Below are 11,851 nucleotides of genomic sequence, written 5' to 3'. Positions count from 1 at the left end.
CCAACAAGTCCATATCGTTAAAAACAGGAGAGATGCGAATGGGGAATACAGATAAATTTGAGATGATAGCTGACATGTATGACACGCCTGAAAGAATTGAGATTGCCAAGGTATCGTCAGGTGCCATTCGTGATTATTTAGTTGACGCTAAGAGCAAAAATGCTATTGATTTTGGGTGCGGAACCGGTCTTGTCGGCATAAACTTGTTAAACGATTTTCATTCTGTACTTTTCATGGATACATCCCAAAACATGATCAATCAGATCAAGCAAAAAATTTCCGATTTCAATATTCAGAATGCAGATACATTATGCTTTGATTTTGAAAAGGAAGGTCTGTCGGATTTACAAGTCGACTATATTTTCATGGCTCAGGTTCTACTGCATATTCATGATGTCGAATCCGTTTTATCAAGATTATTCGATGTTCTGAATGAAGGAGGACATTTACTGATCGTAGATTTCGATAAGAATGAAAACGTAGTCTCGGATCTCGTTCATAACGGATTTATTCAAGCAGAACTAACCGACATGATGACTCAAATAGGGTATAGGGATATTCAATCCAAAACGTTTTACGCTGGAAGTAAAATATTCATGGGACACGATGCATCTATGTTTATTCTTGATTCCCAAAAGTAAGGTTGGAGAAGATGGGTTTAAATAGCCGTAACGTTTAATTTTCTATGAGGATGGCCTTGGGCTTAATGTCATGTATACGGTTGATGACCCTAAGAAGCAGGCTGTTGGTTTTAAGCTTTCTGAGGGGATGGAGGTACCGGAGGAGTTAGGGAAGTTTAAGTTTGCAAGGCAAAAATCTAAACTGGCGGGGACCATTCGGGGCTCGTTTTTTGTAATTAAAGGCCAATATTAAGTAAGGCTTGTTGCTAATTGATTAGTGAAATATGTCCAACGCAATACAGAAAAGACTGTCCGCAGGCAGCATGCTGCCTGTGGACAGTCTTTTGTTAAAAGCTCAGAAAGTATATCTCCGCTGATTGTTCGATTTCCCGGTAAACGCCCCAGTCCTCAAGCGTATGCTTACGAAGTCGCTTTTTTCGAAAGCGTTTAGGACGGCGAAGTCGTTTATCCTTGGCTTCATTTATTTTTGGGGAGCCTTATCAGGAACAAGGTTTCTACATGGGGAGTACTTATCAACTGGATATGGCCTTGATGTGATTCAACGATTTCCTTGACAATCGAAAGTCCGATACCGAGCCCCTCGCCTTTTCTTCCCCCGCCGACACGGTAGAACCGTTCAAAGATGAATTTGTGATCCTCAGGAGCAATTCCTCTGCCTTTGTCCTTAACGATTATGCACACAACATCGCCTTCTTCAACGAGCCCTATTCCAAGGAAATGCCCTTCATTTCCATAGCGAATCGCGTTGTCCATTAAGTTGCGTACAGCACGTTCAATAAGAGACGCATCGATAACCGCCTGAACATCCTCATCGGGGATATCGACTTCAACCGAAAAGCTTTGCCCATCTAAAAATAACATGTAGTCGGCGGCAATTTTTCGCATTATTTCAGACAAGTTATGCGGCGCGAGATGAATCTCAAGCGTATCCCCATCGAGCCGTGCGATGTCTAACAATTGATCCAGCAGTTTGTCCATATAACGGGATCGTTGCAAAATGACTTTCGAGCTGGTCCGCAGTTCGTTTTCGTCACTATATAAACCGGCATGAATGGTTTCGGCGTAGCCAAGGATCATCGTTAATGGTGTTCGCAAATCGTGAGATAGATTAGAAAGCAGCAGCTTGCGCCCATTTTCGAATTGCTCGATTTCATCAGCCTGTCTCCGAATCCTCTGCGCCATCGAATTGTAGTGACGGGTAAGCTGACCGATTTCATCCTTGGACTTATCCTCGAGTACGATCGCATCGCTTCGGATATTGACCTGATTAAGCGCTTGGTTGAGCTTGCCGATCCGTCGATTGACCGAGGAGAAAAGCCACAAGGACAGAAAATAGGGCACAAAGAAAGATAACAGCAACGGCAGAACCCAAGAATAGAGTGCCTTAAATGTTCGAACAAAAAAGTACAACTGTCCTTGTTTCATAGCATCGCTAGATAAACTCAGTAATAAGTAATAAGGCTGTCCGTTCTTATTCGCGGAATAGGCAAGCGTAATCGGTTTATCTTCGCCCCAAAGGTTGTTCGGCATATTAATAAAGCGATCCGCCAATTGTTCAAAGCTGTATTTGTGCGTCTCACCATAAGTATCGTAGAGCGTTGATCCGTCCGAAGAAATCCATTCAAATCGAAGAGCAGGATGGCGGATATGAAACTGATCCAATATCGGCTGGATTTCATTCTTCTCATATGTGTTTTGTTGTTCAATCGCATTCAGCATCTCTTGCGAGACCGCATTCAGCGTATTTAAATCATAACCAGTATCCCAAACTTTACCTGATAATAGTAAAAGCCAAACAAACAAAAGCAAGCTGATAACGATGCTTATTAGCATGATGAGCCATATCCTAGTGGGATTCTTCATCGTCGCTCTCCCGAAAAGCGATATCCGACGCCACGAACGGTTTGAAGGTAATATTGAGAGCCGGAAGAGCTTTCGAGTACTTTGCGGAGCCGGCTAATAAATACGCTCAAGTTGTTATCATCGTAGTTTTCATGCAGCCAAATGTGTTTGTATATTTCCCTTTTGGTGAGGGCGCGATCGGGGTTTTGCATAAAAAATTTCAGAAGCTCGCACTCAACGGGAGTTAAATCGCAAGGTTTCCCGTCATTATGCAGAACTAAATTATCTACATCAAGAACCAAATGATTTAATCGTATGATTTCAGATTGATGAGTCGCATGGGGATGCTGCCTTCTTAATTGTGCTTGAACCCGAGCAAGTAACTCTAACGGACTAAATGGCTTTGTCACATAATCAACGGCTCCCAGACTGAGGGTAGCAATCTTGTCCTGCACTTCTCTTCTAGCGCTAAGTGCGATAACGATGGGTTGCAAATTATTTTCTTGTAAATAACGAAGTACCATAATGCCGTCCCCGTCGTCCATCATCAAGTCCAAAATCAAGAGCTCGATATGATGCTCCTGCATCCGTTCAATTGCTTTCCGACCGGATTCCGCCTCCATGACTTGGAAGCCCGCCCGTTCCATGTGGATGCGAATTAACGTACGAATTTCGGGTTCGTCATCGATAATTAGGATATGTCCCATACATGAACGACCACCGTTCTTTCCAAAAATACGAATCTCTTAAAAGAGTACTATAAAATTTGAATATTTAAAAATACTGATTCATGACAGTATGGATTCTGATCATCCATTAAGATTTCATTAAGATACGGCTTCGAGTTCTTATTAAAATAAGAAATGATAATGTTTTTACGAATTGAAGGATAAGGGGGAGCGGATGCTTGTTCCTTCGCGGGGATGATCGCTGACCTTGCAAAGAGCAAGATTTTAAAGGAGCGTGGCATTTTTTTGAAACGAGCACGGCGTATTTTAATTTGGGAAGGCAGGTTGAGTTTGATCATGAACAAAAAGTTAATAATATGGGTTACCGCACTGACATTAAGTTTAACGTCCGTTGCATCGATTGGCGGCGGTGTGAGCGAGGCGAAGACTTCGGCCGATTTCAGCGATTTAAAGGATTTGGACGCAGCTACGAAGGCAAAGTTTGATGCCATGATTTCAGCGGGTATATTTGACGGGACCTCTGAAACTGATTTTGGGTTAAAAGAAGAGATGAATCGAGCGCAATTCGCGAAGGTAGCAGCTCTTATTGTTGGCCTGAAGGTTGATAAAGATCTGAAGACATCGTCCTTCAGTGACGTAAAGTCAGATGATCCGGGAAACGGCTTCGCGTTGCCGTATATTGAGGCGATCAAGGCAGCGGGTATAACGGACGGTGTAGGCAACGGAGAATTTGACCCTTCGGGAAAAGTGACCAAAGAACAATTAGCTACATTTCTGGTTCGAGTATTAGGCCGGAGTGCGGAAGCACAGTCGGCTCCAGGTGTTAGCGATAGCACTGTCTCCGATTGGGCGAAAGGTTATGTCGCGTTGGCACTTGAGCAAAAGTTGCTAGGGAATGATTCGGACGGTACATTCGGCGGCACAGATAATGCGCGTCGTGGGTTGCTTGTTACGGGATCCTATCAAAGCGCCAAAAACCTCGAAGCTACTGGGCCTCTTGAGGTGTCCGGAGCGGACTTCAAAGCAGGTAACAAGCTTGAGCTGACGCTGACGGTAGGGGTCGCTGCGGATTCCGTTGATTTGTCCAAAATTACGATTAACGGTGTACAGCTTGACCCGAAGCTGGACAGTTATGTGCTGTCCGAGGACAAGAAGACGATTTTTATCAAGTTGCACGAAGGCTTTAAACTCGATGCATCCAAGACACCGGTTATCGTAGTAAACGGCTTGAAGACAATATTCGGTAATGAGGTGAAAAATGAGGAGAGTAAGTCAATACCGGTTAAGGTAACGGAGCCCCCGGTGACGCCGCAAGTGGTCACATATACGCCATCGACAACGCCATCAACACCAACACCAACACCAACACCAACACCAACACCAACACCAACACCAACACCAACACCAACTCCAGTGCCTGATGTGACTCTGACAATCGATGTCGTGAACGGAACAATCACGCAAACGACGGCGTCTTACCCGGTAACGGGATCGGTAACCGGGACCGTGTATTACGCTGTGCTGCCCACCGATTCCACAGTTCCTAACTTGGACGAGATCAAATTAGGGGCGAATGCTATCGCTTATGGTTCGGTCGAATTGGACGGAACGAAGGCGAGCCTGGAATTGAGCGGATTAGCTGCCGGTACTTCCTATGTGTTGTATGCCTATGAGCTTGCCAATGGTAAGACATCTAAGATCTCTTCAGCACGTTTTCAGACGTTAGCTGAGCAGCAAGTCGTGCCTACGATTACTTTTGATGCTTTTGGCACAAGTAGAAGTATGGAAATTACAGGCGATACGATTCATGCAAGCGTGAATGTAGAATCATTTGACACTCTATATTACATTCTTACCGAGATCGGTTCTTCTGATTCTCCAAGCGCTGCTCAGATCAAATCCGGACAAGATGCAACGGGAGAACCAGCGCTTCAGCATGGAATAGTCGATAAGGCGTTAGACGGATCCCTTATCAGCATCTCTGAAAACTTGCTTTCCAATAAGACCTATCGGCTCTATGTAGTCGGATCTAAGGAAACGTTGGATAGTGAAGTCGCGGATTTCACCTTTTATCGAATGGATTCGATCATCGACACGTTTACGAGCTTAGGCACGCCTGTCGTAGACGCCAATTCGATTACAGTCTCACCGGATTACAGCGGAAGCGAGTACGAATGCTACTATTTGACAACGGATCAGTTTGCAGGTATTAACCCACCACCGGCTGATTATATTATTAATCAGGGCGGGCTCGGAACGTATAATTCCGTAAACGGTACGGTAATCATTCAAGGTACGTTTACCGCGAATACCGGACTTTATATGGCCATTGTAGTCCATGATCAAACGTTGGGCGACCAAATCCGCTCGAATGTAGTTGCGTATATTCCTGTTACCTAGTGTGGTGTATCGGTGAGCGTGTGATAAAAGAAAATAGGAAAACCCCTGAGACCTTGTCTCAGGGGTTTTTAGTTCTAATATCAGCGTATATGTTTCACAATTACTTAAGCCTGATATTTCACCGATAAACGCGCCTCTGTCCTTAAACACGGCGAAGCCGTTTATCCTTGTCAGAAGAAAAACGCTTTTACGCGAGCCGCATCTTAAAATCTTGATAGCCGAATTCGCGCACGACTCGGCAATCGCCGTCTTTGTCTTGAACGGCAATGGCCGGAAGCGGCGTGCCGTTGAAGGTATTGGTCTTCACCATCGAATAAATCGCCATATCTCCGAACACGAGCCGATCGCCGCACTTTAAGGGTTGATCGAACGAATAATCGCCGATCACGTCTCCCGTCAGGCAGGTTTGGCCCGTAAGCCGATAGGTAAACGGCTTCTCTCCGGACTCTCCAGACCCAAACAGCGGGGGACGATACGGCATCTCCAATACGTCCGGCATATGACAAGTTGCGGATGTGTCCAGAATCGCAATGTCGATCCCATTCTTATGAAGGTCGAGCACGGATGCGACTAAGTAGCCTGCGTTGAGCGCGACGGCTTCCCCTGGCTCCAAATAAACCTTTAGGTCGTATTGCTCCTGCATTCTTTTGATGCAAGCTTCAAGCGTGGAGAGATCATAGTCGTCTCTCGTGATATGATGGCCGCCGCCGAAATTGATCCATTCCATTCGCGGCAGCCACTCTCCGAAATTTTCTTCGACCGCCCGCAGCGTGGTCTCCAAATCGTCGGAGTTTTGCTGGCAGAGGGTATGGAAGTGCAGTCCGGATACGCCGTCAAGCAACTCCGGGCGGAAATCTTCCCGTTTGGCCCCGAATCTGGAGCCTGGCGTACACGGGTCGTAGATCTCATGCCCAACCTGGGTCGAGCACTCCGGGTTGATGCGCAAACCGACCTTCCGGCCGGCGCGAAGAGCCCTATCCTTGAACTTCTCCAGCTGCGAGAAGGAATTGAAGATAATGTGATCGCAAATGGAGAGGATCTCATCGATCTCGTCTTCCCGATATGCAGGGGCAAAGACATGATTCTCTTTGCCCATTGCTTCGTAGCCTAATCGCGCTTCAAATAAGCCGCTTGCGGTCGTGCCGTTCAAGTATTCGCCAATGAGGGGGTACAGGGTTGTCATGGAAAATGCTTTTTGGGCCAAAATAATCTTAGCTCCCGTACGCTGCATGACGCCGCTCAGGATTTTAAGATTTTTCTCGATGAGCGCCTCATCGACGACAAAACAAGGTGTAGGCAGTTCCTCGAACCGCATCTTAACGAACCATAGCCGGTTGTTTGACAGTGTTGAGCGATTCCTCTCCGTCATCAACCAGAACGGGATTAAAGTCTTCTACCCATGGAAGTCCCCATTTGTTCAACTCTTCCATGAACGGATCCGGATCGAATTCTTCGATATTGTATACGCCCGGTTTGTTCCATTTGCCTGTCAGAATCATCGCTGCGCCGATCATGGCAGGAACGCCGGTTGTATAAGAGATCGCTTGAGAGCCCACTTCTTTGTAGCACTCTTGGTGATCGCAAACATTGTATACGTAGTACGACTTATATTCGCCGTCTTTTTTACCTTGGATAATGCAGCCGATGTTCGTTTTGCCGACGGTGCGCGGCCCCAGCGATGCCGGATCAGGCAATACGGCTTTTAAGAATTGGAGAGGAATGATTTTCTTTCCTTCGAATTCGATCGGCTCGATCGATGTCATGCCGACGTTCTCCAGCGCCCGAAGGTGAGTCAGGTAGCTTTGGCCGAATGTCATGAAGAAACGGATACGTTTCAGTCCCGGCATATTGAGCGCAAGGGATTCGAGTTCTTCATGGTAAAGCAAATACATGTCCTTCTGGCCAACTTCGGCGAAGTCGTAAACACGTTTGATTTCCATAGGCGTGGTCTCGATCCATTCGCCGTTCTCCCAGTATCTGCCGTTGGCGGATACTTCGCGAATATTGATCTCCGGATTGAAGTTCGTCGCGAACGGGTACCCATGATCCCCGCCGTTGCAATCCAGGATGTCGATATATTCAATCTCGTCGAAGTAATGCTTGAGTGCATAAGCGGAGAATACGCCCGTTACGCCCGGATCGAATCCGCTGCCGAGAAGTGCGGTAATGCCGGCTTTCTCGAAACGCTCGCGGTATTCCCACTGCCATTTGTATTCAAACTTCGCGGTATCTTCAGGCTCGTAGTTGGCGGTATCCATATAGTGGGTTTTCGTTATCAGGCAGGCGTCCATGATTGTCAAATCCTGGTAAGGCAGCGCCAGGTTCATGACGATATCCGGTTTTACCTCCAGAATCAATTCGACAAGATCTTCCACGTTGTCGGCATCTACTTGCGCTGTCGTAATTTTCACTTTGCCGCCGTCCAGCTTTGCTTTCAATGCGTCGCATTTGGATTTGGTGCGGCTTGCGATACAAATTTCTTCAAAAACCTCGTGATTTTGTACGCATTTGTGGATGGCTACCGATGCCACTCCACCACAACCAATGATTAGTGCTTTTCCCATTTCTCAATCCCCTTGCCTCGTTATTTTTTCCTGATTCTTGCCATGTTCGTTCTGTCCAGATGATTGCCGTCGTTTTTTACGCACAAAAAAACAAGTGGCAAAAACGCATAATCGCGTACTACACTTGTTTAGATATAATTATGAAATATTAAAATGTCCCCGTTGCCCGGAACATAGCTTTTTTGAGGAAGCTCTTTAATATTCAAAATATATCGAACGAATCAGAGTCTATATAGCAAATAATCACTTTTACCACTCTTATTGATCGTTTCACAAGTTAATGTGCGATGCAATGCACTGGTCGTTAAGAAACCAAACTTATAAAATTTGAGCTGATCGCTCAATCAATAAGGCAACCAAAGTTGCCAGTCGGCATTTGACCCGGCTGTCCGTATGGCCTTAACTTCCTAAGTGGATGTGGTCAAAAATTATCTGCTTGGAAAGACTCCGTATATTTTGAATAACAGCTTTCCAATAACCAATCTCATAATATCATAAACACTATAGATATCAATAAAAAATTTTAAAAAAACTCGTAACATTATATGACAAATTTTTCGGTCGGTGAGTATATTTGATTTTGGGCCGACTTTCAATGTCGTCGATGGTTGTTATTTTGTTTTTGGTCAAATCGATTTGCAGAGGACTTTTCGCCGACAGCCCCGGTAATCGGAACCCTGCAGTAAGTAAACGGCCCAAAGTCAGGTGAAAAGTCGGTAGACTCGGGACAAGCGATCACTATAATGGAAATAACAGACATATGATGAAGATTATGAGGAGCGGCGGTGAACCGGGAATGGCCAAGGACGTAAACGTACAATTACCGAGTCATTTTCGCAATCATTTGTCTATATGGAACGGGCAACAAGAGGAAGTGCCTTTTATCGGGTTCAATTCCTTTTTGTCAATTCCGGATATCATCGGAACATGGTCCGTGATGAATGAACTGTTTGAGGACGAAGAAGAGGCGGAAGGGATCGAAGAAGATCGAATCAAGCCGCTGATATGGAGTAACAAATGGATTCCTTTTACGGATTATGAAGCATCCTCTCGTCTGATTCTGGACTTGGATCCGGGGAAAAACGGTATTTCGGGACAGTTTAAGGATTTCTATTTTGTTTGAAAATAATTACGCAGGTCCCGCTCGGTATTGTCTAAGGAGGCATGAATGAAACTAGCTTTTCTATTGGATACATTCGGAACTTGTGTCGGTCAACTGAGAGATGAACTGCTACCGTTAGAAGAAATAGCGGAAACATGGCAATTTCCGTATGATATTGTTTTTGTTTGGCGTGTATTACCTGAAAGTTACGGGCGAAAAACATTTAGACGCTTTGACGGCAATGATAATACGCTAGCGTTAGATATGAGTATAATCTTTGAGCAATATCAGCGGATGTCCAAAAATGAACAGCGCGAAGCGTTAGGTATTTTCCTCTATAATTATTTGTCGGAGTCTGTTGCGAAATATAAGAAGTATGCAGATACGGAAACGCAAAATCGTTTTTTGGCTAACATAAAAAATTGGATGCTGGAAAACAACTGGCTGGATGGAAAGATAAATCAAGCACGGGAGCTTCTTTCGCACAATAGGGGACTTTATGAAGTCAGCCGACAATTGAAAATGCCGTTAGAAGAAATTGAGTATATCCTTCTCCGCATGAATGACTATGAGCCGACAGACGTTCATCCCGATAATATTGCAGCAGGGAAAGCCTCGCCATATCATTTGTAATTTGTCAGAAATGCCTTTTCTTCCGAGTCAGTAATATAGGTCGATGCATTTGCGGGGTGATTTTCATCGGGAACGAGATCATGTGGACTAACGATGCAGAGCTGACAAATGTGGAGACGGAGCATAATTTTGAAGAGCTTGAAGACAGCATTCTTGTGCAGCGAGCTCAGACCGGCGACTGGGAGGCCTTCGGCGAATTGATCCGACGTCATCGGAGGCAAATGTATGGTTATGCGCAGGTGTTAACGCAGGAGCCTTTCCTAGCGGAAGATATCGTGCAGGACGCTTTGATCCGCGCTTTTTTGCACCTTGGGACGTTAGTTGATGTTGCGCGTTTTCTGCCTTGGCTTCACAGGATCGTCCGTAATCAAGCGTATACCCGATTAAGGAGCAATGCAGTTGTGAAGGAAATGCCTTTCTCGGTACTGCAACATAACGGAGAACAAAGAGATTCGGGAGGCTCCGTCTGGTCAAACTTGGACGATATCCTTCACCGCGTCTCGCGTTCATTTGCCGAAAATGCAAATACTGCTGCAAATCCGGAAGAGCGCTTCATACGCCGACAACTGCATGAAATGATCACAAGCATGCTCAGCTGCTTAACTAAGCGCGAGAGGCAAATTTTCGAGTCTCATTTTTTCGATCATTTATCGCCGCAGGAAATCGCAAAGTTGTTCAGCTTATCTCCCGCCAACGTCTATCAAATCTTGTCCCGTTCCCGGAAAAAAGTCGCTAAGGAGCGAATCCGTATCGTAGTCGACCAATACATGATGGAACGAAAGGATTTGGGAGCTTTGAAAACAAACCTTTTGACGAAAACGGCTGCATTTCATTCACCCGGAACATGGACATCGGCGGGCTGGGCCTTGTATCGCATGTTGAGTTTTACCGATCGGAAGCTGTCATTGCCGATGGTAATGGGCCTTACCGGGCAAGCTTTTCGTATCACCATTTGCCATCACGATGTCCACATTGCAGGGCCGACGATGTACCCGTTTCGGGATATTTTGCCTCGCGGTTTGACAAACATCGGGTGGAGCTGCCGTATCGTGGAGACTAAGAACAAGCGCGATGTGCCCGGAGATAATATCAACTTGATTGACCCGTCATTGCTTGAGGCGCCGGCAAAAGAGAAGAGGCTGATCCAAGAGGAGCTGCCCGCTGCCCTGGATCTGATTCACCGCTCCATTGACAGAGGCATTCCGGTTTTGTCCTGGGATTTGTTCATTCCCGAATTCGGAGTCATCTACGGCTATGATGATGAGCGGCGGATGTTGACGGCAATGGAATGCGTACAGGATGACAAGCTTCCTTACGATCATCTCGGGCGAGGTACGTTGGAGGATCTGTTCATACTGGCTCTGGAAGAACGGACTGAGAAGGACCAACGTTCCATGCTTCGGGATGCGCTGGCGATGATTCTCGATCACTACCATGGGAGAGAGGCAGCGACCGATCGTGGGGAACGGGGATTGCGCGCTTATGATGTATGGATGGAAGCTTTTCACAGCGGCAATATCGAGCCGAACGGTAATGCCTACAGCCTCGCAGTTTTGCAGGATGCCCGCCGATTTGCTGCAGATTTCCTTGATGAAATTAGCAAAGGGCGGCAAGGGGGCGATCCATCGGACGAACGCATCCGTGTTCTTGGTACTGAGGCTGCGCAGCTTTACCGACAAATGGCGGAGCAGCTGCAAGAGCTAGTCTTGCTGTTCCCTTTTCCTTCAGGCGGAGATCCAAACTTGATGGAGAACCGCAATCGTCTCGTTAATGTGCTGCAAGAAGTAAAGGCACTGGAAGAGCAAGTCTGTTTCGCTGCTTGAACAAATGTATGCGGCGATTGCATAACCGTTACTTATGAAATACGATCGGCTCTAAGCGTTAAGCCATTAAAACCATAAAAAAGTCACCAAAACCGTAAGAGGAATTGGTGGCTTTTTGTTGATTATATAAAAGCATATGACCGCCTTGTATCACTGG

General features: G+C 46.0%; 9 protein-coding genes and 3 pseudogenes. 6 read left to right on the top strand and 6 right to left on the bottom strand.

The genetic code is table 11. The features are described 5' to 3' along the window. The first annotated feature begins 38 nt into the window (after window positions 1–38). Together DQG23_RS20850 and DQG23_RS43030 are read left to right on the top strand one after the other, a co-directional pair. A complete protein-coding gene (locus tag DQG23_RS20850) occupies window positions 39–641 on the top strand; it encodes a class I SAM-dependent methyltransferase (protein WP_113032809.1) in 603 nt (200 codons plus the stop codon). 37 nt (window positions 642–678) lie between these two features. Beyond that, a pseudogene (locus DQG23_RS43030) lies at window positions 679–873 on the top strand (phage tail protein); the annotation flags it as partial. Between the two features lie 224 nt (window positions 874–1,097). On the opposite strand, the gene DQG23_RS20845 reads toward DQG23_RS43030, so the two are convergent. The 4 genes and pseudogenes from DQG23_RS20845 to DQG23_RS43780 form a co-directional block, all read right to left on the bottom strand. Next, window positions 1,098–2,504, bottom strand: coding sequence for a sensor histidine kinase (locus DQG23_RS20845; protein ID WP_113032808.1), 1,407 nt, complete (start codon window positions 2,502–2,504; stop codon window positions 1,098–1,100). Then, on the bottom strand, window positions 2,501–2,785 hold the full coding sequence (locus DQG23_RS43790; RefSeq protein ID WP_420330249.1) for a winged helix-turn-helix domain-containing protein: 285 nt from the start codon (window positions 2,783–2,785) through the stop codon (window positions 2,501–2,503). Before DQG23_RS43790 ends, DQG23_RS20845 begins: the two co-directional genes overlap by 4 nt. Window positions 2,786–2,829: 44 nt before the next feature. Continuing rightward, a pseudogene (locus DQG23_RS43785) lies at window positions 2,830–2,932 on the bottom strand (DNA-binding response regulator); the annotation flags it as partial. After that, window positions 2,909–3,130 (bottom strand): annotated as a pseudogene (locus tag DQG23_RS43780) (response regulator); the annotation flags it as partial. The pseudogenes DQG23_RS43780 and DQG23_RS43785, both read right to left, overlap by 24 nt. 378 nt (window positions 3,131–3,508) lie before the next feature. Between DQG23_RS43780 and DQG23_RS42600 the strand changes: the two are divergent. After that, window positions 3,509–5,572 carry an S-layer homology domain-containing protein gene (locus DQG23_RS42600; RefSeq protein ID WP_192894614.1) on the top strand — a complete coding sequence of 688 codons (2,064 nt, stop codon included), beginning with the start codon at window positions 3,509–3,511 and terminating at the stop codon, window positions 5,570–5,572. 187 nt (window positions 5,573–5,759) lie between these two features. Here DQG23_RS42600 and nspC read toward each other — a convergent pair whose 3' ends face one another. Continuing rightward, complete coding sequence (nspC, locus tag DQG23_RS20830) at window positions 5,760–6,887, bottom strand: carboxynorspermidine decarboxylase (RefSeq protein ID WP_113032806.1); 1,128 nt, start codon at window positions 6,885–6,887, stop codon at window positions 5,760–5,762. 1 nt (window position 6,888) lies between these two features. Then, window positions 6,889–8,136: a saccharopine dehydrogenase family protein gene (locus DQG23_RS20825; protein WP_113032805.1), complete on the bottom strand. Its 1,248-nt coding sequence runs from the start codon at window positions 8,134–8,136 to the stop codon at window positions 6,889–6,891. 760 nt (window positions 8,137–8,896) lie between these two features. Here DQG23_RS20825 and DQG23_RS20820 point away from each other — a divergent pair. The 3 genes from DQG23_RS20820 to DQG23_RS20810 all read left to right on the top strand — a co-directional run bounded on the left by DQG23_RS20820 (window position 8,897) and on the right by DQG23_RS20810 (window position 11,694). Next, the gene (locus DQG23_RS20820; RefSeq protein ID WP_113032804.1) at window positions 8,897–9,259 is read left to right on the top strand and encodes an SMI1/KNR4 family protein; all 363 of its coding nucleotides are present in this window, start codon (window positions 8,897–8,899) and stop codon (window positions 9,257–9,259) included. A gap of 45 nt (window positions 9,260–9,304) precedes the next feature. Next, entirely contained in the window at window positions 9,305–9,871 is a 567-nt protein-coding gene (locus DQG23_RS20815; protein WP_113032803.1) for a hypothetical protein, read from the top strand. Between the two features lie 80 nt (window positions 9,872–9,951). Continuing rightward, the gene (locus DQG23_RS20810) at window positions 9,952–11,694 is read left to right on the top strand and encodes an RNA polymerase sigma factor (RefSeq protein WP_238177954.1); all 1,743 of its coding nucleotides are present in this window, start codon (window positions 9,952–9,954) and stop codon (window positions 11,692–11,694) included. Window positions 11,695–11,851: the final 157 nt, after the last annotated feature.

This window comes from Paenibacillus contaminans (assembly GCF_003285015.1).
Lineage (GTDB): Bacteria > Bacillota > Bacilli > Paenibacillales > NBRC-103111 > Paenibacillus_V > Paenibacillus_V contaminans.
Note: the sequence above shows the minus strand (reverse complement) of the source record. Positions and strands in the feature narration are given on the sequence as shown.